The organism is Pseudonocardia sp. (assembly GCF_050250275.1).
Lineage (GTDB): Bacteria > Actinomycetota > Actinomycetes > Mycobacteriales > Pseudonocardiaceae > Pseudonocardia.
Genome location: NZ_JBFWOY010000012.1, coordinates 118,396 through 141,495 on the forward strand (window position 1 = coordinate 118,396; position 23,100 = coordinate 141,495).

A 23,100-nucleotide genomic window follows, 5' to 3' on the forward strand; every position below is an offset into this window, starting at 1 on the left:
GGAGGTGCCGGTCGCCCGGTAGCCGGGGTGGGGGCTGGCAGGTATCGAGGAGTGCCGGTCGCGGGGCGGACAAGCAGGGGGTCCGGCGCGCAGGCTCTGACGACGCAAGCGCCCGTCCCACGCCCCGGTCCTCGCCGCCGCGCGGCGGCCGCCGGCGGCCCGCGCCGTCGAGATGGAGAGGAAAGCCATGTCCACCACCGAATCCCGCCAGGACGTCCGGGGGCCGCGCAGCGTGCCCGTGACAGTGCAGATCAACGGCCGGGATCGTGTCGTCGACGTCGAGCCACGGGTGAGCCTGCTCGACGCGCTGCGCGAGCACCTCGGGCTCACCGGCACCAAGAAGGGCTGCGACCAGGGCACGTGCGGAGCGTGCACCGTGTGGATCGACGGCAGGCGCGTGCTGTCCTGCCTGACGCTGGCGGTCGCCGCCACCGGTCACGAGGTCACGACGATCGAGGCGCTCGCCGACGGCGAGGAGCTGCACCCGATGCAGCGCGCCTTCGTCGAGAACGACGCGTTCCAGTGCGGCTACTGCACGCCGGGCCAGATCATGTCCGCGGTCAAGCTGATCGAGGAGGGCAACGCCGGCACCGACGAGGACATCAGCGAGTTCATGAGCGGCAACATCTGCCGCTGTGCGGCCTACCCGAACATCCGGGCCGCGATCCGCCAGGTCCGCGACAACGTGGGCGGTGCGGCGTGAGGCCGTTGACCTACAGCCGTGCCAGGGACGTCGACGACGCGCTCGCCCTCGTGGCGGCAGGACCCGACAGCGCCTTCCTCGCCGGGGGGACCACCGAGATCGACCTGATCCGGGCCGGTGTCTCCCGGTCCGGTCACCTGGTGGACATCAACGACCTCCCGCTCACCGCGGTGGAGGACCGTCCCGACGGGGGCCTGCACATCGGCTCGCTCGCCAGGATGAACGACGTCGCGCGGGCGCCGGGTGTCGTCAGCCGGTTCCCGGCCGTCTCACAGGCGCTGTTGCAGGGCGCCTCCGAGCAGCTGCGCAACATGGCCTCGTTGGGGGGCAACCTGTGCCAGCGCACCCGTTGTCCCTACCTGCGCGACGGTGTCTCCCCGTGCAACAAGCGCGAACCGGGGTCGGGCTGCGCGGCGCTGGACGGGCCGAACCGCGGTCACGCGATCCTCGGCACCAGCGACCGGTGCATCGCCACCCACCCCTCCGACGTGGCGGTGGCGCTCGTGGCGTTCGACGCCGTCGTGCACACGGTGGGAGCCGTCGGCGGACGCGCGATCGCCGCCGACGACTTCTTCCTGCTCCCCGGCGCGACGCCCGAGGTCGAGCACCCGATCGCGCACGAGGAGCTGATCGTCGCGGTCGACGTGCCGGGTGACCCGATCGCCGCCGGCTCGGTCTACCTCAAGTTCCGCGACCGGCAGTCCTACGAGTTCGCGCTGGTGTCGGTGGCCGCGGCGATCGCGGTGGACGACGGTGTGGTGACCGGGGTCCGGCTGGCGCTGGGCGGTGTCGGTACGAAGCCGTGGCGGGCGAGGCGCGCGGAGGCGGCGCTCGTCGGTGGTCCGGCCGACGAGGCGGCGTTCCGTCGGGCCGCGGCCGCCGAGCTCGCCGGTGCCGTCGCCCGCGGACCCAACACGTTCAAGATCGAACTTGCGCAGCGGGCGATGGTGCGCGGCCTCGTCCAGAGCCTGAAGGGAACCCGATCATGACCTCGACCGCCAACCCGGTCACGACCGCCGTCGGTACACCGGTCACCCGGGTGGACGGCCCGGCGAAGGTCACCGGCGCCGCGCTCTACTCGGCGGAGATCACCCCGCCGGGCACGGCGCACCTCGCGATCGTGGGGGCGACGGTCGCCGCCGGCCGGGTGACCACGATCGACGCCGGTGCGGCCCGCACCGCCGAGGGCGTCCTCGCCGTACTCACCCACGAGGACCTCCCGGCCGTCGCGTCGCCGCCGCACCTGTTGCCGTCGCTGCTGGGGGCCGCCGCGCCGGGGGAGAGCTTCTTCCCGATGCAGGACACGTCCGTGCACTACGCGGGTCAGCCGGTCGCCCTGGTCGTCGCGGAGAGCTACGAGCAGGCGCAGTACGCCGCCTCCCTCGTCCGGGTCGCCTACGACGTCGCCCCGGCGGTCACCACGATCGAGCAGGGGCGTGCGCAGGCCTACGACGCGGACCGCCTGTTCGCCGGGCTGATGCCCGGGCGCGAGGAACGCGGCGACGTCGAGGGCGGTCTGGCCCGCGCGGATCCGCGGGTCGACGTGAGCTACCGGATGGCGGCCAACCACCACAACGCGCTGGAGGCCCCGTCGACGGTCGCCGTGTGGAACGGCGGCGAGCTGACGCTCTACGAGTCGACGATGGGTGTGCGGGCGACCCAGCAGACCGTGGCCCAGCTCCTCGGGCTTCCGGTGTCGCACGTCCGCGTCATCACCCACTTCGTCGGCGGCGGTTTCGGGTCCAAGGCGATGGTGTGGCCGCACACGACGCTCACCGCCATGGCCGCGCGGATCGTTGGCCGGCCGGTGAAGCTGATGCTCACCCGCCCGCAGATGTTCACCTCGACCGGCCACCGCGAGGAGCAGGAGCAGACCATCGCGCTCGGCGCCACCCGCGACGGCAGGCTGACCGCGATCCGGCACGAGAAGCTCTCGGTCACCTCGTTGTTCGACGACTGGGCCGAGCCCGCGACCGGCGTCTCCTCGCAGCTGTACGCGTGCGACGCCTACCTCGGCGTGCACCGGCTCATCAAGGGCAACACCATGACCCCGACGTTCACCCGGGGGCCCGGCGAGACGCTCGGCATGTTCACACTCGAGACGGCGATGGACGAGCTCGCCCGGCGGGTGGACCTCGACCCCCTCGACCTGCGGCTGCGCAACGTCGCGCGGACCGACCCACGTGGCAACCCCTGGTCCAGCGGCGGGCTGGAGGAGTGCCTACGGCTCGGCGCCGAGCGGTTCGGCTGGGCCGGGCGGGACCCGGCCCCCCGCACGCGGCCGGACGGGGACTGGCTGATCGGCACCGGGATGGCGGTGGCGGCGTACCCGATGGCGTTCTTCATGCCGCCCCAGCGCGCCCGGGCCCGCATCTTCGCCGACGGGAGCGCGACGGTCGCGACCTCCACCCAGGAGTTCGGCACCGGTGTCCTGACGATGGCCACCCAGGTGGGGGCGGACGCGCTGGGCGTGGCGCTGTCCGACATCGAGTTCCAGGCCGGCGACACCGACCTGCCGAACAGCACGGCGGCCGTCGGGTCGGCCGGGGCGGGCATGGTCGGCTCCGCCGTCCACGAGGCGGGCACCGCGCTGCGCCGCCAGCTCGTCGACCTGGCGGTCGGCGACCCCGGGTCGCCGCTGCACGGGGTCGACCCGGCGTCGGTGACCGTCAGCGCGGGGCGGCTCACCTCGTCCGACCGCGCAGGTGCGGCGGACACCTACCGTGAGCTGCTCGGACGCAACCACATGTCCGATGCGGAGGCGACCGGCACCTGGCGCCCGCCGCCGCTGGACACCCCGCACGGCCTGCTCACCTTCGGGGCCCAGTTCGCCGAGGTCGCCGTCGACCCGGAGCTCGGCCTGGTCCGCGTCCGCCGGCTGAGCGGGGCGTTCGCGCCGGGCCGGGTGCTCAACCCGCTGCTGGCCCGCAGCCAGCTGATGGGCGGCATGCTCTGGGGGATGAGCCAGGCCCTGCTGGAGGGGAACCACGCCGATCCCCGCACCGGCCGCTGGGCGGAGACGAACCTGGCCGAGTACCTGGTGCCGGTCAACGCCGACGCCCCCGACGTCACGGTCGACTTCGTCGAGGTGCGCGACGACGTCGTCGGCCCGCTCGGGGCCAAGGGTGTGGGGGAGATCGGTCAGGTCGGGGTGGCCGCCGCCATCGCCAACGCCGTCTTCCACGCGACGGGCCGTCGGGTCCGAAGCCTGCCCATCACACCGGAGACGGTCATGGACCCGGTGCCCGTGGAAGTCCGGACGTGACGGTCGCCGGAGGGAAGGTGCCCGGCTCACCGCCGGGCACCGCCCCGGCCCCGGCCCGGGACCGGCCGGGCCCGGGCCAACCGGCGCTGGGTCTGCTCGGGCTGCTGCTGGTCGTGCCGATCGCGGTCGCGCTGGCGATCGGCGCCGGGGGAGAGGGCTCGACGCTGGTCATCGGGCCACTGGTCACCCATTCCCTGCCACTCGTGGCGATGATCGCGTTCTGGTGGCAGAACTGGCCGGGCACGCGGCTGCCGTCCGCCCTGTCCGGGTGGGCCGACACGGCCCTGGTCGTCGTCGGTGCCGTCGTCCTGACCGGGCTCGGGCAGCTCCTCGTCGGAGGCCTCGACCTGACCGGCATGTTCGTCGCCACCCCCGGACCGGGGCACGTGCCGACCTTCCCCGCCACGCTCCCGGTCGCCGGGGCGGCGTTCGTGGTGATGCTGCAGATCACGCTCGTCGGTGAACGCCGGCCCCTGCAGCGCCTGCCCCGGCTACCGGCCGGGCTGCTCGCGGTGGCGGCCTCGTGGGCCGTCGCGGTCGTCGGCACCCTCGCGCTCGTCCGGATCGACCCCGTTGCGGGCTCGGACGTGCTCGCCCGGCCCGGCCCGGTGACCGGCGCGGACGCCGGGGCCGCGCTCGTCGTGATCGGCGCGTGGCAGGTGCTCTTCTACGTCGTCTGGCGGGGGTGGCCCTTCTGTGCGATCCGGCGGACCACGGCACGACTGGGCGTCGCGCACCCGAGCGTGATCGGCGGCGGCATCCTGACCTACCTGCTCGCCCGCGGCGTCCTGGGACTCGAGGCCTCCTGGATCGGGGCCCTCGCCGGCTGCTTCATCGCCGCCGGCCTGACCCTCGGAATGCTGTTCGAGGACACGATCACCGGCCGGGGCGCACGCCCCCTGCTCCTGCTCGCGACCCTCGCCCTGACCGCGCTGCTCGCGGCCGGGCTCGCCGGGCTCGCCGAGACCATGCAGTTCACCCGTGCCGGTACCGACGAGTGGATCGAACACGCGGCCCTCAACGCCCTGTCGACCTCCGTCATCCTGCACGTCGCGATCGGCCGACGCTGGCCGTTCGCCACCCCGACCGAGGAGAAGACATGACACCGACGCAACTGTCCGTCCCGGTGGTCGCCGACCTGATCGCCGCGATCAACCGCGGCGATCGGGACGCGTTCCTGGCGACCCTGACCCCGGACGCGACACTGACCGACGACGGCTCGCCGCGAGAGCTCGTCGACTGGGTCGACCGTGAGGTGTTCTCCTCGCACGGCCGGGTCACGGTCGACCGCGAGGAGGACGGCGGGCTCCGGCTGTTCACCCGCTACCGCAACGACCTGTGGGGCGAGATGTCGACCTTCTGGCGTTTCCGGCTGACCGGCGACCGGATCAGCCGGATCGAGACCGGTCAGGCCTGAGAGCAGGCCGCGGTCGTCGCGTCGGCCGGGTCGCGGTCGGGGCACACCGGGCGGCGGCCGGGAGGGGCCCGTGATCCGTCAGCGCCGCCGGGCCTGCGTCCAGGCGCGCGCCACCCTCGTGGCGTCCCGCGAGCGACGCACGTCGTGCACCCGCACACACGCCGCCCCGGCCGCCGCCGCGAGCCCGGAGACCACCGCGGTCGCGTCGTCGCGGGAGGTCACCGGCGCGTCCGGGTGGCCCGGTGCGGCCAGGAAACGCTTGCGCGAGGCCCCGATCAGCACGGGAAGGCCGAGGTCCACCAGACGGTCCAGCCCGCCCAGCAGGGCCCAGTTGTGCTCGGCGGTCTTGGCGAACCCGAGGCCGGGATCCAGGACCAGCCGAGCGGGGGAGACCCCCGCCCCGGTCAATGCCTCGACCCGCACCCGCAGCTCCCGCCGGACGTCCTCGACCACGTCGCAGTAGACCGCGCGACGGTCCATGTCGAGGCTGGGCCCGCGCGAGTGGGTCACCACGTAGGGCACATCGACGTCGGCGACGAGCGCGGCCATCCGCGGATCCCCGAGCCCACCGGTCACGTCGTTGATCACCACCGCGCCCGTCGCCACCGCTGCCGCGGCGACAGCGGCCCGTGAGGTGTCGATGCTGACGCCGACCCCGCCCGCGGCGAGCTCCCGTACGACCGGCAGCACCCGGGCCAGCTCCTCCTCGACCGGCACCCGCCCGGCCCCGGGGCGTGTGGACTCGCCGCCGACGTCGACGAGGTCCGCGCCCTCCGCGGCGAGCAGCCGGCCCCGGGCAACCGCCCGGTCGACCCCGACGCAGTCCCCGCCGTCGGAGAAGGAGTCGGGCGTGACGTTCACGATGCCCATGACCAGGCATTCGCCGATGTTCCGGAAATCGGGCGCGGCCCCGCACCCCGCCACGGGGCCGGTGCGCAGGGTGCGGACCGGCCCGCCGCCGCGGGCCGCCACCGGCGTCGTCACGGGGTCACGACAGATCGTCGACGCGGCGGAGCATGCGCCGCCGCCACCGTTCGGTGTTCTCGACGTCGTTGAACGTGAACACGTGGAACCCGCTCACGGTCGACTCCCCGGCCACGCCGGAGCGGAGGCCGCGAACCAGGGCGGTGGGGTTGTACCCGCCGGGCACGAAGAAGCGCCAGAACAGGCTGCTCTGCTTGCGCAGGAAGCGAGCACTGTCCCCCACCCCGATGCTCGCGGTGATCCGGAGCAGCTTCTGCCGGCTCACGGCGCCCGGGACCCCGACGACGACCGGGAGCGTCACCCCCCGCTCGACGAGCCTGCGGGACCAGGCGAGCAGCGTCGCCGGGGCGAAACAGATCTGGGTGGTGATGTGATCGGCGAGCGTCGCCTTCTCCACCAGCGCCGCCTCCAGCCGGTCCGGTGGGATCAGGGCATGCCCCTCCGGATAACCGCCGATCCCGACGTCCCGGAACTCGTGTCCGCTGCCCCTGATCGCCCGCAGCAGCCCGAGCGCATCGGTGAAGGTCCCGGACGGGTCTCCGTCACCGCCGACCACGAACAGGCGCCGGATACCGCTCTCGGTGAGCCGGGCGAGCAGCTCGTCGAGCTGTGCCGGGCCGGCGATCATCCGCGCCGACAGGTGCGGTGCCACGCAGTACCCGTCCGCCGCCAGCCGCACCGCCAGATCCACGGTGGCGTCCATACCCTTCTGGGGGGAGGCGGTGACCGTCAGCCGGATGGACCGGGGCACGTGTTGGAGGACCGCGTCGTGGGTCCTCGCGAACGGCATCACCTCGTAGCCGAGGCTGGTCAGGGCGCCGCGCAGCGCGGTGCGTGTGTCGGGGGCTCCGGTCGAGGTCACCGGGCCACCCCGGTGTGCGCGGCGGACCCCGCGACGGCCGCGGTCGCCGCCGCGACGGTGTTCGTCAGCAGCATCGCGATCGTCAGCGGGCCGACGCCACCGGGGACCGGGGTGATCCATCCCGCCGTGCCGACCACGTCGTCGAAGTCGACGTCGCCGGCCAGGCCGGAACCGGTGCGGTGGATGCCGACGTCGATCACCGCCGCGCCCGCCCTGACGTGCCGCCCGGTGATGATGCCCTGCACCCCCGCGGCGGCGATCAGGATGTCGGCCTGCGCGGTGACACCGGCGAGGTCCGCGGTCCGCGAGTGCGCGACCGTCACGGTCGCATCCCGCTGCAGCAACAGCTGCGCCATCGGTCGGCCGACCAGTACCGAACGGCCGACGACGACCGCGCGCGCACCGGCGAGCGGCACACCCGCGGCATCGAGCAGCTCGATGACGCCCGACGGGGTGCACGGCCGCAACCCGGGCCGCCCGCCGGCCAACAGGCCCTGGCTCAGGGTGGTCAGACCGTCGACATCCTTCGCCGGCGGGATCCGGTCGATGAGCCGAGCCTGGTCGAGGTGGCCCGGCAGCGGCAGCTGCAGCAGGATCCCCGAGACCCGGTCGTCCGCCGCGAGGGTGTCGAGGACGGCGGCCACCTCGGCCTCCGACGCGTCCGCGTCGAGGTGTTCGTGGAAGTCGGCGATCCCCGCCGCCGCGGCCGACCTGCGCTTGTTGGCGATGTAGACCGCGCTGGCCTGGTCGTCCCCGACCAGGACCGTGGCCAGGCCGGGCACCCGGCCGTGGTCGAGCCGGAACCTCTCCGCAGCCGCGGCCGCCCGGCTCCGCACGTCCCGCGCGATCTCCCGGCCATCGATGACGGTGGCGGTCACGGCGCGAACACCACCGTCCGGTTGCCATCGCGCAGCACCCGGTCCTCGCAGTGCCAGCGCACCGCGCGCGACAGCACCAGCCGCTCGATGTCGGCGCCCTTCTGCACCAGATCCCGCACGGTGTCGTTGTGCGAGACCCGGACCACGTCCTGTTCGATGATGGGGCCCTCGTCGAGGTCCTTCGTCACGTAGTGCGCGGTCGCGCCGATGAGTTTCACCCCGCGTTGCTTCGCCTTCTGGTAGGGCCCCGCGCCGATGAACGCGGGCAGGAACGAATGGTGGATGTTGATGACCGGCACCCCGACCCGCTGGAGGAAGTCGTCGGAGACGATCTGCATGTAGCGGGCGAGGACGACGAGATCGACGCTGCCCGCCAACAACCGCAGGTGCTCGTCCTCGGCAGCCCGCTTGTCCCCGGTGACCGGCACGTGGTGGAACGCGATGCCGAACCCGCGCACCTCGGCGGCGAGGTCCGGATGGTTCGAGACGACCATCGCGACCTCGATCGGCAGTTCGTCGCGCCGGTGCCGCCACAGCAGGTCGAGCAGGCAGTGATCGGTCTTCGACGCGAAGATCGCCACCCGCTTGCGATGGGTCGCCTCGTGAAGGGTCCACGACAGCCCCAGCTCGCCGGCGAGGACAGCGTCCAGGTCCTTCTCCAGTCCCGCCCGCGCCGCCTCGAGGTCGGGCAGCCCGAAGACCGTGCGCTGGTAGAACCGGCCTCCCACGGCATCGGACGAGTACTGCTTGAGCGAGACGATGTTCGCGCCGTGCTCGGCCAGCAGCGTCGAGACGGCCGACACGATGCCGGGCCTGTCAGGACCCTGGACGACGAGACGGGCGGCGCCCGTCGACGCGTCGAAGCCGGCCGCCACGGGCCCACCTGCCGTCAACGCGGCCGCGCTGGCCGTGCTCTCGGCCGCGGGGGCGTCGGCGGAGGTACGGGTGGTCACGATGGTTCTCCTTCGGACGTCGGGTCGCCTTGGGCCCACGCCGTCGGCCGGCTCAATGGGCAACCAGCGGCTCGGTGTGCACCTGCGCGCGAAGGGTGGTCTGGACGTGCCGCTCGACGTTGCGCTTCGGTGTCCCGCCGTTCTCCTCACCCCACACCAGCGTCACCTCGGCCCCGTCCGTGGCCACGTCCTCGTCGAGGAAGCCGACCGACATCCAGGAGCCGATGTTGACCGTGTAGCCGCACAGCGTCGACACCCCGACCCGCCGGTCCCCGACGAGCACGTCGTCGAGGTGTACCCGCGAGTACCGCCCCAGCGGGGTGTCGAGGAACTTCGCCCGCCGGTCCCCGTCGAACAGGCTCGACGCGTAGATGCGCGCGACGTCCTCGGTGTTCCAGCGCAACCAGACCTTCTTGCGCCGGGGCCGCTCGGCCGCCTTCTCCAACGCCTCGCGGCCGATGAAGTCGTGGTCGAACCGGACGAGGTGGCCGTAGCCGAAGTCGAACGGCGACACGTAGTAGTCCTCGACGTCGTCGGAGGCGAAGCTGCCCCCGATGCTGAGCTTGCCCTCGTAGCCGTTCGCCGGCAGCCACTCGCGGTACGCCCGCAGCTCGGGAGCGGAGTAGATGGCGGGGGTGGGCTGCGCCGCGTAGCCGGACTCGATCCCGCCCGTGTAGTACGCCAGCGCCCCACCGCGGACGAGGCCGAACTCGTCGCCCGCCTCCAGGAGCGCGTCCCAGCAGGCCTGGTAGTCCTCCATCGGCCCCCAGATCTCCAGGCCCATCGACTCGGCGCCCGGGACACCGGCCATGGTGTGGGACAACGCGCGAACGGGCCGGCCGGCGAGCGTGAAGTCGGTCATGGCGAAGAACTTGACCGGGTCGAGGGGGCCGCCGTGCGCTTTCTCCAGGATGGCCCGCGCCGTCGGGCCCTCGATCTCGAAGCGGAAGAGCTTTCGTCGCCCGCCGGCGGGCTGGTCGGCGGTGCGCTCGTCGCGCACGACCTCGACGTCGTAGCCGCGGGTCTGCGCCTGATAGGTGAGCCAGTTGGCGGTCGGCGTCGGGCCGACCACACTCACGTGCTCCTTGTCCAGGCCGAAAAGCACGGCGGTGCCGATCATCTTGCCCTCGTCGGTGCACACGACGAGGTGTTTCGCCTTGTTCGGACCCCACGTCGCGAAGCTGTTGGTGCCCGTCTCGGTCAACAGCCTGTCGACGTCGGGCCCGGTGAAGTACACGTCCGTCATGTGGTGGGACTGGTCGAACAGGACGGCCGTCCGCGTCCAGGCGGCCTGCTCGTCCTGCCAGTTCGTGTACTGGTCGGGGTAGTCGAACCGGAACCGGTTGGCCGGGGAGTTGCGCAGCATCTGCACCGCGTCCCCGGCGCGCTGCAACTTGTCCTCGAGGCTCTCGGGCATGGGATGTCCCTTCATCGTGCGCTTGCCTCGCCCTGCGAGGTCGTCAGTCGGTGGAAACGCGAGCCGTGGAACACCAGCGGCTCGGTGGCGTGGTGCGCCGCGAGGGCGGTCACCCGCAGGACGACGATCGTGTGGTCGCCGGCAACCACCTCGTCGTGAAGGCTGCACTCGAGCTGCGCGGCCGCACCCGTCAGGTGCACCGCGCCGCCGCTGCCGTGGTGGATCTCGAGCCCGGCGAAGCGGTCGCCGGTGCGGGCGGCCAGCTGCCGGCCCGCCACCTCGTGGGTGCCGGCCAGCACACTGACCCCGACCGTCGGGGCGCTCCGGAGCTTGGGCCAGGTGGTGGAGGCCCGGTCGGCGCAGATCGAGACCAGGGGCGGCGCGAGGGACACCGGGGTGAAGGTGCTGACCGCCATCCCCACCGGTTCGCCACCGACCAGCGCACACACCGCGGCCACACCGCTGGGACAGCACCCGAAGGCCCGCCGCAGCAGGGCCGCGTCGGTGTCGGCGCCGACCGTCTCGAGCTCACTCATCGCGACCCACCTCGTCCGTCCCCGACCACCATCGACGGTGCCCGACCAGCAGGCGTTCGACGAGATCGGGCCGATCGAGTCCCGGGAGGTCGCCCGGCACGGTGTGGCCCGCTGCACCCAGGAGCTGCTGGAGGAACCGGTAGTCGGCCCGGGCCCCCGTGGCGGGGTCGGTACCGCCCGGGCGCGGCGCCGCGACCGTCGTGCCGGCGTGGACGGGGCTCAGGGAGTCGCGGAAGTAGATCATGTCCATGGACCGGATCCGCCAGGCACAGCCGACCTGCACGACGCGCCAGCACAGCAGGCCCCGGCTGACGACGTCGACCTCGACACCGTCCAGTGTGCCCCGCAGGTGTACCGCGCACGAGGCGTCGGCGAGGGCCCGCGGCCCGGCGACGGCCACCGACACCGGGCCCACCTCGTGGAACGACCGGACGGCCGAACGCTGCGCGCGGGCCCGTGCCCCCGCGACGAACTCGGTCACGGGTCCGTCGAACCAGGACACCCGCACCCAGGCGTCAGGGGCATAGGCCCGGGCCATCACGTCCCAGTGGCCCAGGTCCTTCGCGGTCCGCTCGGCGAGCAGCAGGTGCCGGACCGCCTCCGAGACCGAGGGCGGAGCCGCCACTCCGACGGCACGACCGCCGTCGGTGAGCAGACCCGCCGCGACGGCGGCGCTGGTCATCGCACGCCGCGTTCGGTCACGGGTGTCAGGTCCCGCGGCGGCACCGGCCCGCTCCGGGCGCCACGGGTGGGACAGACGACCGCCCCCGCGTCGCTCACCCCGACGCCGAGCCGGTCCAGCCCACTGATCTCCATGTCGATGCGGTCGCCGTCGTGGACCTCGCCGACACCCTCGGGGGTCCCGGTGGTGACGATGTCACCCGGGAGCAGGGTCATCACCGACGAGACGTAGGCGATCAGCCTCGGCAGGCTCCAGATCAGGTCCCGCAGGTCCGCCCGTTGCCGCAGGTCGCCCTCGACCCACAGCCGCAGCTCGAGCTCGTCGATCGGAGCGACCTCGTCGGGGGTGACGACCGTCGGCCCGACGGGGGTGAAGGTGTCGAAGGACTTGCGCACGGAGCGGTCCTCGCCCCCGCGCATCGTCATGTCCAGCAGGCTCGTGTAGCCGAACACCGCACCGAGCGCGTCGGTCTCGTCGACGTCGCGGGTGCGGCGCCCGATGATCGCGGCGAACTCGCCCTCCTGGTCGAACCGGCGGTCGGTGTAGGGCAGCCGCACGACGTCACCGTGGCCGATGACCGAGGTCGGCGCCTTCAGGAAGACACCGAGCGAGTCGATGTGGCTCGCCTCGTTCATCTCGGCCTGGTGGGCGCGGTAGTTCACCGGTGCCGCGACGATCTTGCCGGGATCGGGGACGACGGGCAGCACCGTGGCGACCTCGACCTCCGGGGCCGCGGTGAGCAGGGCGGCGGCGTCCGCCCCGGCGGCGATGAGCCGCCGCATCGGGCTGGCGTCCCCGCCGGGGAGCAGGTCGGTCAGGTCCCGTGCGGTGTCGAGGGAACCGGCCTGCACCGCACCGACCCGCTGCCGGCCGCTCGCGTCGAGGAAGGACAGATAACGCATGTGTGCTCCAGGTCGTTCAGGGTCTCGGCAGCGTCGACGCGCCCGCAGGGGCGGGCGCACGCATCGGGGACTGCGAGGGCTGGATGCTCAGGGCGGGGGCCGCCGTCCCCGACGGCGCCGGCGAGTAGAGCCAGTCCAGCTCGCGGTAGTCGTCGGCCGCACGCTGGGTCAGCACCCGGTCGCGCAGGGCGAGCAGGAGCGGGGAATCGGTGTGCCAGAGCTCCCCCCACGGGCGGGCGCTGGTCTGGCACCGCGTCGCGCGCGGCAGCCGGGCCTGCTCGAACTCGCGGTAGGCCCGTGCCACGTCGACCGCGCCGCCGGCGGTGTGCTGCTGGAACCGGTGCCCCAGCTCGACGGCGTCCTCCAGCGCCTGACAGGCACCCTGCCCGAGGTACTGCAGCATCGGGTGCGCGGCGTCACCGGTCAGGACGAGGGGGCCGTTGATCCAGGTCCGCGCGGGTGCCCGGTCGAACATCGACCACCTGCGGGTCCGCCCGATCTTGGCCACCGCATCGCGCACCGGCCGCGCACCGGCCGCGAATGCGGCATCCAGCTCCTCCGGGCCGCCCCAGTCGCCCGGTGCGGTGTGGCCGGCCGCGAAGCGCGGGCTCCGGAAGACGGCAACCTGGTTGTACAGCTCCCCGCGCCGGACCGGGTACTGCATGAGGTGCATGCCCGGGCCGATCCAGAGCACGACGTCGTTCGGCGCGATCGCGTGGCCGGCCTGGTGGCTGGGTACCGTCCCGCGGTAGGCCGCGTACCCGCTGCAGACCAGCTCGTCGTCGACCACCTTGCGGCGCAACGTCGAGTTCAACCCGTCGGCCCCGACGAGTGCCGGTGTCCGGTAGACGGTCCCGTCGGCGCACCTGACCAGCGCGACATCGGAGTGCAGCTCGACGTCGGTGACGTCGCGCCGGTTCTCCAGGGTGATCAGGGGATGCCGCCGACAGTGCTCGACCAGCATGTCGAGCAGGTCGTGGCGGTGCAGCACCAGATAGGGGTAGCCGTAGCGGTCGGTGAACGAGGAGCCGAGGTCCAGGGTGGTCAGCGGTTCGCCGGTCAGTGCATCCATCATCACCGCCCTGGGCGGCCGCACCGCCAGGGGCAGGATGTCGTCGAGCACCCCCAGGGCGTCGAGCGCGCGGCTGGCGTTGGGGCCGAACTGGAGTCCGGCCCCGATCTCGGCGAACTCCGCGGCGCGCTCGACCAGGTGCACGGGCTGCCCGGCGCGGGCCAGCGACAGTGCCGTCGCCAACCCGCCGATGCCACCTCCGACGACGAGTGCGGGGACGTGGACGTGCTCGTTCATCGGGGTGCTCCGGCCGGGTCCGTCGGTGTGTGCAGGTGCGGCCCGGGCGACTCGTCGGCGGCGCGGGTGCCGGCCCCGGCCTCCCGGGAGGTGAGGTTCTCGGTCCGCATCAGGCCGAGCGCATCGAGGACCGGGGCGTCGCTCGTGCTGAACAGGTCCAGCTGCTCGACGGCGTGGACCGACCAGGGCGTCCACGAGGGAACCGCGAGGATGTCCCCGGGAGCCACGTCGAAGTGTTCGGTCCCGATGCGGACCTCGCCGGTGCCGTGCAGCACGCACAGCACCCGGCCGCCGGTCTGACGGACGCTGTCGGTCGACGCCCCGGCGAGCGTGCGGGTGATCTCGCACCGCATCGTCGGCATGACGTCGCCGCCCCGCACGGGGTCGGTGTAGCGAAGGGTCGCCCAGCGGCCACCGCTGGTGTCGAGCAACGTGTCGAGCGCCCGGTCGGTGTCCGCCCACCGGTACGCCAGCAGGGGAGACCGGTGCGGGGGCAACGCAGGCCCGTCCGCGGGGACCAGGCCCGGTCCGCCCCCGAACCATCCTTCGGAGGCGGACCGCGCGGTGGTCCGGGTGTCGGCGTCCGCCGAGGGGCCTCCCTCGAAGAACACGGCGTCGAGCGCGGCGACGACGGGCAGGTCAAGAACGTCCATCCAGATCATCGGCTCGGGGCCCGGGTTGTGGTGCTCGTGGAATGTCCAGCTCGGGGTGAGGACCAGGTCGCTGGTGCCCATGTGCAGCGGGTCACCGTCGACGAGGGTCCACACACCCTTCCCCTCGACGACGAAGCGCAGCGCCGCCGGGGTGTGCCGGTGCGCGGGCGCCACCTCGTGCCCGCGCAGGTACTGCACCGCGGCCCACAGCGTCGACACCGCGTACGGCGCACCGTCGAGTCCGGGGTTGCAGCAGGCGAGGACGCGGCGGTCACCCCCGCGGTCGACCGGGACGAGGTCGCCCGCGCGAGCGCCCAGCTCGCGCAGCTCCCGCCCCGCCCACCGGAAGGGCACGCCCTTCACCCGGGGTTCGGGGGTGAGCAGGCCCGACAGCTCCCACAGCGGTTGCAGGGACCGGTCGGCGAGTTGCTGGTAGAGCCGGTCCAGGTCGGGGTCGGTCGCGCCGAAGCGCTGTGTCGCCATCTCCACTCCGATCTGGCGGAAATCCATATGTATACGTACTAACTGCGCCGACGCTACGACGTGACGGCAGCGTGGTCAAGCTCAGGAGGTGCACAGATGGCTGTCCTGGCGTTGACTAGCACAGTTATTACGCATACGTTCCAAGATGTCCTGACGGTCGACATGTCATCGAGGAGAGTCGAGTGGCTCACGGAACCACCGCGGCAGACGAGGTCGCAGCCGCCCACCGCGCGCTCGCCGCCGCGGGCCAGGCCGACATGGTCTGGGGGCACGCTGCGGTCCGCGACCCGGAGGGCCGGGGTCTGTGGACCAAGGCCTCGGGCTGGGGGCTGGAGGAGATCACCCCCGAACGCGTGGTGCTGCTGTCGGACGACGGCGAGGTCCTCGCCGGTGACGGCCCGCGCCACATCGAGTTCCACATCCACGCCGCACTCATGCGTGCCCGCCCGGACGTCGGTGCGACCGTCCACACCCACGCCGAGGCGACCGTCGCCTTCGCCGCCCTCGGTGTACCCCTCAGGCCGCTGTCGCACGACGCGGTGCCTTTCCTGGCGCCCGACGTCGTGCGCTTCACCGGCACCAGCGACCTCGTCGCCACCCGGGCCCTCGGCGACGCGCTCGCCACCGCCATCGGCACCGCCAACGGCTGCCTCATCCCCGGCCACGGAATGGTCACCGTCGGACCCGATGTCGCCACCGCGGTCATGCATGCGGCTCTGCTCGAGCGCGCCTGCCGCATCCAGCTGTCGGCCGGTGGCGGGGGAGGTCCGGTCGTCTGGTCGTCGGATGCCGATGTCGCCGCCAAGCGGCGAAACCTCTGGACCGCGGCGCAGCTGGCCGCGGGTTACGACTATCTGGTCCGCACGGCCGACCGCCGGTTCGGCGACGCTGCCCACGGTACGGACGTCCACGGCGGCTGACCGCCGCCGGCGGCGGCGCCGGCCGACGGGGACCGGACGGCGGGATCCGGGATCCGGCGGGGTGGGTCGGACCCGGCGTCAGTCGTCCGGTGCGTGAGCGTCAGGTCCGGCCGCCACCTCGACGTCGGTGGCGAAGGCCAGCGCCCGCAGCCCGGCGAGGAAGGACTCCCGCTGCTGTGCTGGGTCCAGTGGTGCCAGCAGACGGTCCTGGACCCGGCGCACGGCCGGCGTCAGGTCGAGCAGCTCGGCCCGGACGGTGTCGGTCAGGCAGAGCAGCCGGCGCCGGGCGTCGGACGGGTCCCGGGTGCGCGCGATCCAGTCGCGCCTGACCAGCCGCTGCACGATGTCGGCCATGCTCGACTTGTCGACCGACGCCAGCTCGGCGCCGGTGCCCTGGTCGATCCCCTCCGGGTGGGCCCACAGCGCGCTGAGCACCGCGTACTGGGGCGCGGTCATGACACGCCCGACCTCTTCGCTCCACGCGACGGTGTGCATCTGCTGGGCTCTGCGGATCAGGTGCCCGGGCGTCTGGCCGAGGACGAGGACCTGTTCCTCGGCCTGCCCGGCACGCGGCGGGTGACCGGCGTACGCGACCTCACGCAGCGCCGCGACGAACGCCTCGACGGTCCCTTCCGGCACCGGGTCGAGCAGGCGGTGCTGAACCAGTGCCACGCGACGGGTGACCTCCGGGAGGGCGGTCCGGGCCAGCGGCGTCAGGCTCAGCGACTTCCTGCGTCCGTCGCCCGGGTCCTTGGTGAACCGCAGCCAGCCCTGTCCCTCCAGGCGCGCGACGATGTTCGCGGTACTGGACTTGTCCAGCGAGGCGCGTTCGCCGACGGCGCGCTGGTCCAGTCCCTGGTCCGAGCCGATGGCGCTGATCACCGCGTACTGCGGGCCCGTCAGGTCGCCGTTGAACTCCTGGCTCCACAGGGATGAGTGACGCTGCTGGGCGCGCCGGATCAAGTGGCCGGTGGCCTCACCCAGCGCGAGCATCGGGGTCGCCTCGCCGCCCGGGCGGCTCTTCGCCGACGGTCCTGACACCTGGTGTGGTCCTCCCCTTCGGTGGACACGGCGGGTCGGTGTTCCTCCGCTCACGAACCATACTAGACGGGTGTGGTCGTTGCTGTACGCATGATCTTCGTGTGACAGGCGAACCGCTGATCTCGTGCGCGAACAGTGCTTGTCATCGAGCTGTGATGCCGTTGACATCTTGGTAACACCGTCGTAGCGTCTCCAATTGCTCCGTACACGTTGTATTGCGAGCGGCCAGGATGAGATGGCGCTGAGTCATCTGTCGAGCAACGAGCACACGGGCCTGTGCCGTCGAGGAGGACGCCGTGACCGAACGAACCACCACCGGGGCGGGCAGCAGCGGTCAGTCCGCAGTGCGCCACCCGGTCCACAACGACCGCAAGCTCCACCTCGGGACTTTCTCGTCCAACCTCAGCGGGGGCTGCGCGATCTCCACGATCGACGGCGTCCTCGAAGCCACCTGGGACCAGACGCTGGCCCTGGCCACCATGGGCGACCAGATGGACTTCGAGGCGCTCGTCCCGGTCGGTCGCTGGCGGGGCTTCGGCGGCGAGACGAACTTCAACGGGGCCGGCTTCGAATGCTTCACCTGGGCGGCCGGCATGGGCAGCGCCACCGAGAAGGCCGGGCTGTTCGTCACCTCGCACGTGCCCACGATCCATCCCGTGCTCGCGGCGAAGCAGGCCGCGACCATCGACCACATCTCGGCGGGCAGGCTCGCACTCAACGTCGTCACCGGCTGGCACGCACCCGAGATCGAGATGTTCGGTGTCAAGCAGCTTCCCCACGACGAACGGTACGACGTCGCCCAGGAATGGGTCGACATCATCCGGCAGCTGTGGACCTCCGACGAGCCCATCAGCGTCGACGGCAAGTACTTCACCGTCACCGACGCCTCCATCGCCCCGCGGCCCCTCCAGGCGCCGCACCCGGTGCTCATGAACGCCGGTGGATCCGGGGCCGGGCGGCACTTCGGCGCGCGCAACTGCGACGTCGTCTTCGTCAGCTCCGACCTCGCCCAGCAGTCGCCCGAGGCGATGCGCGCGAAGGTCGACGACTTCAAGCGGCTCGCCCGTGAGGAGTACGGCCGCGAGATCAAGGTGTGGACCAACGCCTACGTCGTCCAGGAGGACACCGAGGCCGAGGCCAAGCAGTTCCTCGACCACTACGTCAACCAGCGCGGCGACTGGGAGGCCGTGGACAACCTCGTCACCAGCATGGGGATGAACTCCCAGTCCTTCGCCCCCGAGACGATGCAGGCCATGAAGTACCACTTCATCGCCGGCTGGGCCGGCTACCCCGTCGTCGGCACCAAGGAGCAGGTCGCCGACACCCTCATCGCGCTCGCCGACGAGGGCGGACTCGACGGCGTGCTGCTGTCCTGGCCCCGCTACGTCCAGGACATGAAGCGCTTCCAGGAAGAGACCTACCCGCTCCTGGTCCAGGCCGGGGTGCGTTGATGTCGGCGGACACCACGACCCGGCGCACCGACGCGGGGACCACGTTGGAGGCCAACGAGAAGCGGGTCGCCGAGCTGCTGGACCGGCAGTGGCGGCTGCTCATCGGCGGCGAGCTGGTCGGCTCGGTGGGTGGCCGTACCTTCGACGTCTCCAGCCCCTGCACCGGCGAGGTCGTCGCGACGGTGCCCGACGGCACGAAGGACGACGCGAACCGGGCGGTCGCGGCCGCGGCCGCGGCGTTCCCGGCCTGGGCGGCACGGTCCGCCGGTGCACGCGCCGACGCCGTGCGTGCGCTGGCCGATGCGGTCGAGGCCCGCGGGCACGACCTCGCGCTCCTCGACACGGTCGACGGCGGCAGCCCCATCGCCGTCATGTCCGCGGACGTGAAGATGGCGGTCGACGCGCTGCGCTACTTCGCGGGACTCGCGCTGGAGAGCAAGGGCTACACCGTTCCCGCCAGCACCGGCCTGCACTACACCGAGCTCCAGCCCTACGGCGTCGTCGCGAAGATCATCCCGTTCAACCACCCGATCATGTTCGCGGCGAGCAAGATCGCCGCGCCGCTGGTCGCGGGCAACACGGTCGTCCTCAAGCCCGCCGAGGCGACCCCGCTGTCCGCGCTGCTGCTCGGCGAGATCTGCCGCGAGGTGCTGCCGCCCGGGGTGGTCAACGTCGTCGTCGGTGACGGCATCGAGGTCCCGGACGCGCTCGTGCGCCACCCCGACGTGTACCGCATCGGGTTCACCGGCAGCGAAGGTGCGGGAAGGGCGATCCAGCGCGCCGCCGCCGAGTCGGCGGTCAAGACCGTGACCCTGGAGCTGGGCGGCAAGAACGCGCTCATCGCCTTCCCGGACGCCGACCTCGACGAGGTCGCCCGCGCCGCCGTGCAAGGGATGAACTTCACCTGGTCGGGACAGTCCTGCGGCTCGACGTCGCGGCTGCTGCTGCACGAGGACATCGCCGACGCCGTGGTCGAACGGGTCGTCCGGCTGCTCCGGGACCGGACGTACCACTCGCCGCTGGACCCCGCGGCCGTCCAGGGCACCATGGTCAACCGCACCCAGTACGACCGGGTGCTGGGCTACGTCGAGGCCGCCCGGACCGAAGGTGCCCGCGTCGCCGTCGGCGGCGGCCGCCCGGACGGCGTCGACGAGGGGCTGTTCATCGCGCCGACCGTGCTCGACGGTGTGCAGCCGGATCACCGTGTGGCGAACGAGGAGATCTTCGGCCCCGTCATCTCGGTGCTGCGCTGGCACGAGGAGGACGAGGCGGTCGCGTTGGCGAACAGCGTGCGCTACGGACTCACGGGCAGCGTGTTCACCAACGACATCCGACGAGCCCACCGCGTTGCCCGCGCACTGCAGACCGGCTTCGTGTGGATCAATGCGGCCGGGCCTCACTACCTCGGTGTGCCCTACGGTGGATGGAAGAACTCGGGCACCGGCAAGGAGGAAGGTCTCGAGGAGCTGCTCAGCTACTCCCAGGTCAAGTCCGTGAACGTCAACCTGGCCGGCGCTCCCTGAGCCGCGGGCCCGCCGGCCGCGACGATCCGCGGCCGCCGCCTGGCCGCCGAGCGGCGGTACCGATGCCGTGACGGTCCGCACGCCACTTGCCGGAGCCGCCGGGCCAGGCGCAACGATGGGCACGTGCTGGGACTGGAGATGGTGGTGGTCCTCGGCGTCGCCCTGGTCGTGTGCGGTGCGCTGGCGCGTCGCTACCCGATCGCGCCCGCGATCCTGCTGGTGCTCGTCGGGGTGCTCATCGGGTTCGCGCCGCGCCTGCGCGAGGCGCAGCTGCCTCCCGAGGTCGTGCTGCTGGTGTTCCTGCCGGTACTGCTCTACTGGGAGAGCCTGACCACCTCGCTGCGCGAGATCCGCAACAACCTGCGGGTCGTGGTGCTCACCAGCACCGTGCTGGTCTTCGCGACGGCCGCCGCGGTGGCTTCCGTGGCCCACGCGCTCGGCCTGGCGTGGGGCGCGGCATGGGTGCTCGGCGCCGCGCTCGCGCCGACCGACGCGACCGCGGTCGGCGTCCTGGCCCGCAGACTGCCCCGCCGGACGGTGACGGTGCTGCGCGCGGAGAGCCTGGTCAACGACGGCACGGCGCTGGTGATCTACGGCCTCGCGGTCGGCGTCACCATCGGTGAGGAACACCTGACCACGCTGCACGTCAGCGGCCTGCTCGTGCTGGCCTACGGCGGCGGGCTGCTCGCCGGCGCGCTCGTGGGCCTGCTGAGCTGGCAGCTGCGGCGGCGCATGCACGACCCGATGCTCGAGAACATCGCGATGCTCGTGACACCGTTCGCGGCGTTCCTGCTCGCCGAGTCGGTCGACGCGTCCGGGGTGCTGGCGGTCGTCGCGTGCGGGCTGTTCATCAGCCAGGTGACCCCGCGCATCACCAACGCGGTCACCCGGCAGACGTCCGTGCCGTTCTGGACGGTCACCACGACGGTGCTCAGCAGCGCGCTGTTCGTCCTCGTCGGGCTGCAGGCCCACACCGCGTTCCGCGGCCTGTCCAGCGTGTCGTTCCTGCGGGCGCTGCTGGACATCCTGCTGATCACCGCGGTCGTGATCGGGGTGCGCTGGGTGTGGCTGTACACCACGCCCTACGTCATCCGGGTGCTCGACCGCCGGCCCGCGCAGCGGCAACGCCGGATCGGGGCGCGCCAGCGCACGGTCAGCGGCGTGGCCGGGTTCCGCGGCGCGGTCTCGCTCGCCGCGGTCCTGGCCGTGCCGCAGACCCTGGACTCCGGCGCGCCCTTCCCCGACCGGGACCTCATCGTGGTGATCACGTCCGGGGTGATCGTGCTGAGCCTGGTCCAGGCGCTGGCGCTACCGCGGGTCGTGCGGTTCGCCCGGCTCCCACCCGACGACTCCGTGGCCGAGGAGCAGCGCTACGCCGAGCTGTTCATCACCGACGTCGCGATCGGGTCCATCCCCGACACCGCGGCCGAGCTGGGCATCGACGAGCGGGTCGTGGCCCGGGTGCGGACCGAGATCGAGAAGCGGCGCCAGGTGCTGGCGGCCGAGGGCGCCGAGGACGACCCGATGATCCGCCACGACGACCAGTACGCGAGCCTGCACCTCGCCCTGCTCGCCCGCAAGCGTGAAGCCCTCCTCGAGCTGCGCGACGAGAAGCGGATCGACGACATCGTGCTGCGCCGCATCCAGGCCCGGCTCGACATCGACGAGGTCCGGTTCTCCCGGGCCGACCCGGCCGCCGACGAGTAGGGCGGCGGCCGGTCCGCCGCCACCGCCACCCCCCGATCCGTCGACTGTTCCCCCGGCCGATCCCCCCGACGTGGCTGACCCGCGCCGGAACGGCCCGGCACCATCCCTGTGTTTATCGACCAGAAAGTGGTGCCCGACATGAGTGACTACAACGCAGTCCTGGCGCGGAACCCGGAGCAGGCGCCGACGCCGATCGGTCCGTACTCCCAGACCGTCGCGTTCTCCCACTACAACAACCTGTCGGCGCAGCTGCCGATCGACCCGGCGACCGGCGAGATCGTGTCGGGTGGTGTGACCGAGCAGGCCAAGCAGGTCCTCGCGAACCTCCGCGCCGTCGTCGAGGGGATCGACCACGTCATGGACGACGTGGTCCGGCTCTCCGTGTTCGTCACCGACATCGCCGACGTCGACGCCGTCGACTCGGTGGTCGCCACCGCCTTCACCGACCACCTGCCCACCCGCACGACCGTCGCCGTCGCCGCGCTCCCGCTCGGTGCCGCCGTGCAGATGGACGCGCTCATCTCCTGCGGCGAGGGCACGATCCCGAACGCCCCGCAGGCAGGCGACCTCGTCAAGGTCGTCGGCAACACGGCGAACGCGCCGCAGAGCCCGGCGTCGTCACAGACCGTGGCGTTCTCGCACTACAACAACATCTCCACGCAGCTGCCCCTCGACCCGGCGACGGGCGCGGTCGTGGCCGGCGGCGTCGCCGAGCAGACCAGGCAGTGCCTGGCCAACGTGAAGGCCGTGCTGCAGGGGATCGACGTCCCCTTCGACGACATCGTCCGCATCACGATCTTCCTCACCGACCTCGCGGACCTCGACGTGGTCGACGAGGTCTACACGACCTTCTTCCCCGACTCGGCGATCGCCCGCGCCGTGGGCTACCTGCCGGCCCGCACCGTGGTGGAGGCGTCGGCCCTGCCCTCCGGTGCCCTCGTCCAGATCGAGGCGGTCGTCTCCCACGGCGACGGCACGCCGCCGCAGGAGGTCGAGGACCGGCACGGGATCGTCATCCGGGCGAACAACACCGACGCGGCGCCCCGCAGCCCGCTGTCGACCCAGACCGTCGCGTTCTCCCACTACAACCACATCTCGGCCCAGCTGCCGATCGACGCGACGACCGGCGACCCGGTCCCCGGTGGTGTCGCCGACCAGGCGCGCCAGTGCCTCGCCCACATCCAGGCGATCGTGGAGAGCATCGACCACTCGCTCGACGACGTCGTCAAGGTCAACCTGTTCCTCGCCGACCTCGCCGACATCCCCGCGGTGGACGAGGTCTACTCCACGTTCTTCCCGGGTGGTGTGCCCGCCCGCCGGACCGTGGGCGTCTCCACCCTGCCGGGCGGCGCCCTGATCCAGGTCGACGCCGTCGTGGCCAACGCCGAGGGAACCCCGCCGGCGGTGTGACCAC

21 protein-coding genes are annotated in these 23,100 nt (G+C 72.4%); 10 read left to right on the forward strand and 11 right to left on the reverse strand.

All coding sequences use genetic code 11. The features are described from left to right. Positions 1 to 187 precede the first annotated feature (187 nt). Genes AB7F12_RS13275 through AB7F12_RS13295 form a run of 5 tightly spaced genes read left to right on the forward strand, consistent with a single transcriptional unit; the run spans position 188 to position 5,385 of the window. Positions 188 to 703: a (2Fe-2S)-binding protein gene (locus AB7F12_RS13275; protein WP_428500464.1), complete on the forward strand. Its 516-nt coding sequence runs from the start codon at positions 188 to 190 to the stop codon at positions 701 to 703. Next, positions 700 to 1,692 carry an FAD binding domain-containing protein gene (locus AB7F12_RS13280; RefSeq protein WP_428500463.1) on the forward strand — a complete coding sequence of 331 codons (993 nt, stop codon included), beginning with the start codon at positions 700 to 702 and terminating at the stop codon, positions 1,690 to 1,692. Before AB7F12_RS13275 ends, AB7F12_RS13280 begins: the two co-directional genes overlap by 4 nt. Next, positions 1,689 to 3,968 carry a xanthine dehydrogenase family protein molybdopterin-binding subunit gene (locus tag AB7F12_RS13285; protein ID WP_428500462.1) on the forward strand — a complete coding sequence of 760 codons (2,280 nt, stop codon included), beginning with the start codon at positions 1,689 to 1,691 and terminating at the stop codon, positions 3,966 to 3,968. Before AB7F12_RS13280 ends, AB7F12_RS13285 begins: the two co-directional genes overlap by 4 nt. Then, positions 3,965 to 5,071, forward strand: coding sequence for a hypothetical protein (locus AB7F12_RS13290; protein ID WP_428500461.1), 1,107 nt, complete (start codon positions 3,965 to 3,967; stop codon positions 5,069 to 5,071). Before AB7F12_RS13285 ends, AB7F12_RS13290 begins: the two co-directional genes overlap by 4 nt. Continuing rightward, positions 5,068 to 5,385, forward strand: a complete 318-nt coding sequence (locus AB7F12_RS13295) for a nuclear transport factor 2 family protein (RefSeq protein WP_428500460.1) — start codon at positions 5,068 to 5,070, stop codon at positions 5,383 to 5,385. Before AB7F12_RS13290 ends, AB7F12_RS13295 begins: the two co-directional genes overlap by 4 nt. Before the next feature lie 78 nt (positions 5,386 to 5,463). Here the strand turns inward: AB7F12_RS13295 and folP are convergent, their stop codons facing one another. The 10 genes from folP to AB7F12_RS13345 all read right to left on the reverse strand — a co-directional run bounded on the left by folP (position 5,464) and on the right by AB7F12_RS13345 (position 15,044). After that, complete coding sequence (folP, locus tag AB7F12_RS13300) at positions 5,464 to 6,255, reverse strand: dihydropteroate synthase (RefSeq protein WP_428500469.1); 792 nt, start codon at positions 6,253 to 6,255, stop codon at positions 5,464 to 5,466. Between the two features lie 118 nt (positions 6,256 to 6,373). Next, positions 6,374 to 7,231, reverse strand: coding sequence for a methylenetetrahydrofolate reductase (locus tag AB7F12_RS13305; protein WP_428500459.1), 858 nt, complete (start codon positions 7,229 to 7,231; stop codon positions 6,374 to 6,376). Continuing rightward, positions 7,228 to 8,109, reverse strand: a complete 882-nt coding sequence (gene folD, locus AB7F12_RS13310; RefSeq protein ID WP_428500458.1) for a bifunctional methylenetetrahydrofolate dehydrogenase/methenyltetrahydrofolate cyclohydrolase FolD — start codon at positions 8,107 to 8,109, stop codon at positions 7,228 to 7,230. The genes AB7F12_RS13305 and folD overlap by 4 nt, the downstream gene beginning before the upstream one ends. Beyond that, the gene (gene purU, locus AB7F12_RS13315; protein ID WP_428500468.1) at positions 8,106 to 8,984 is read right to left on the reverse strand and encodes a formyltetrahydrofolate deformylase; all 879 of its coding nucleotides are present in this window, start codon (positions 8,982 to 8,984) and stop codon (positions 8,106 to 8,108) included. The genes folD and purU overlap by 4 nt, the downstream gene beginning before the upstream one ends. 130 nt (positions 8,985 to 9,114) lie before the next feature. Then, on the reverse strand, positions 9,115 to 10,479 hold the full coding sequence (locus AB7F12_RS13320; RefSeq protein ID WP_428500457.1) for an aminomethyl transferase family protein: 1,365 nt from the start codon (positions 10,477 to 10,479) through the stop codon (positions 9,115 to 9,117). Positions 10,480 to 10,490: 11 nt separating this feature from the next. Continuing rightward, complete coding sequence (locus AB7F12_RS13325; RefSeq protein WP_428500456.1) at positions 10,491 to 11,015, reverse strand: flavin reductase family protein; 525 nt, start codon at positions 11,013 to 11,015, stop codon at positions 10,491 to 10,493. Further along, positions 11,008 to 11,697: a nuclear transport factor 2 family protein gene (locus tag AB7F12_RS13330; protein WP_428500455.1), complete on the reverse strand. Its 690-nt coding sequence runs from the start codon at positions 11,695 to 11,697 to the stop codon at positions 11,008 to 11,010. The genes AB7F12_RS13325 and AB7F12_RS13330 overlap by 8 nt, the downstream gene beginning before the upstream one ends. Continuing rightward, positions 11,694 to 12,599, reverse strand: coding sequence for a fumarylacetoacetate hydrolase family protein (locus tag AB7F12_RS13335; protein WP_428500454.1), 906 nt, complete (start codon positions 12,597 to 12,599; stop codon positions 11,694 to 11,696). The genes AB7F12_RS13330 and AB7F12_RS13335 overlap by 4 nt, the downstream gene beginning before the upstream one ends. A 16-nt stretch (positions 12,600 to 12,615) precedes the next feature. Beyond that, the gene (locus AB7F12_RS13340; RefSeq protein WP_428500453.1) at positions 12,616 to 13,908 is read right to left on the reverse strand and encodes an FAD-dependent monooxygenase; all 1,293 of its coding nucleotides are present in this window, start codon (positions 13,906 to 13,908) and stop codon (positions 12,616 to 12,618) included. Beyond that, positions 13,905 to 15,044: a cupin domain-containing protein gene (locus AB7F12_RS13345; RefSeq protein ID WP_428500452.1), complete on the reverse strand. Its 1,140-nt coding sequence runs from the start codon at positions 15,042 to 15,044 to the stop codon at positions 13,905 to 13,907. Before AB7F12_RS13345 ends, AB7F12_RS13340 begins: the two co-directional genes overlap by 4 nt. A gap of 182 nt (positions 15,045 to 15,226) precedes the next feature. Here AB7F12_RS13345 and AB7F12_RS13350 point away from each other — a divergent pair, with 182 nt between their 5' ends. Beyond that, complete coding sequence (locus tag AB7F12_RS13350) at positions 15,227 to 15,964, forward strand: class II aldolase/adducin family protein (protein WP_428500451.1); 738 nt, start codon at positions 15,227 to 15,229, stop codon at positions 15,962 to 15,964. A 78-nt stretch (positions 15,965 to 16,042) separates the two neighbouring features. On the opposite strand, the gene AB7F12_RS13355 is transcribed toward AB7F12_RS13350, so the two are convergent. After that, entirely contained in the window at positions 16,043 to 17,005 is a 963-nt protein-coding gene (locus AB7F12_RS13355; protein ID WP_428516934.1) for a MarR family winged helix-turn-helix transcriptional regulator, read from the reverse strand. Positions 17,006 to 17,301: 296 nt separating this feature from the next. Between AB7F12_RS13355 and AB7F12_RS13360 the strand changes: the two genes are divergently transcribed. The 4 genes from AB7F12_RS13360 to AB7F12_RS13375 all read left to right on the forward strand — a co-directional run bounded on the left by AB7F12_RS13360 (position 17,302) and on the right by AB7F12_RS13375 (position 23,096). Continuing rightward, positions 17,302 to 18,456, forward strand: coding sequence for an LLM class flavin-dependent oxidoreductase (locus tag AB7F12_RS13360; protein ID WP_428500449.1), 1,155 nt, complete (start codon positions 17,302 to 17,304; stop codon positions 18,454 to 18,456). After that, entirely contained in the window at positions 18,456 to 19,979 is a 1,524-nt protein-coding gene (locus AB7F12_RS13365) for an aldehyde dehydrogenase family protein (protein WP_428500448.1), read from the forward strand. Before AB7F12_RS13360 ends, AB7F12_RS13365 begins: the two co-directional genes overlap by 1 nt. A 123-nt stretch (positions 19,980 to 20,102) precedes the next feature. Continuing rightward, positions 20,103 to 21,686, forward strand: coding sequence for a Na+/H+ antiporter (locus AB7F12_RS13370; RefSeq protein WP_428500447.1), 1,584 nt, complete (start codon positions 20,103 to 20,105; stop codon positions 21,684 to 21,686). A gap of 138 nt (positions 21,687 to 21,824) precedes the next feature. Beyond that, the gene (locus tag AB7F12_RS13375; RefSeq protein WP_428500446.1) at positions 21,825 to 23,096 is read left to right on the forward strand and encodes a Rid family detoxifying hydrolase; all 1,272 of its coding nucleotides are present in this window, start codon (positions 21,825 to 21,827) and stop codon (positions 23,094 to 23,096) included. The last annotated feature ends 4 nt before the right edge of the window (positions 23,097 to 23,100 follow it).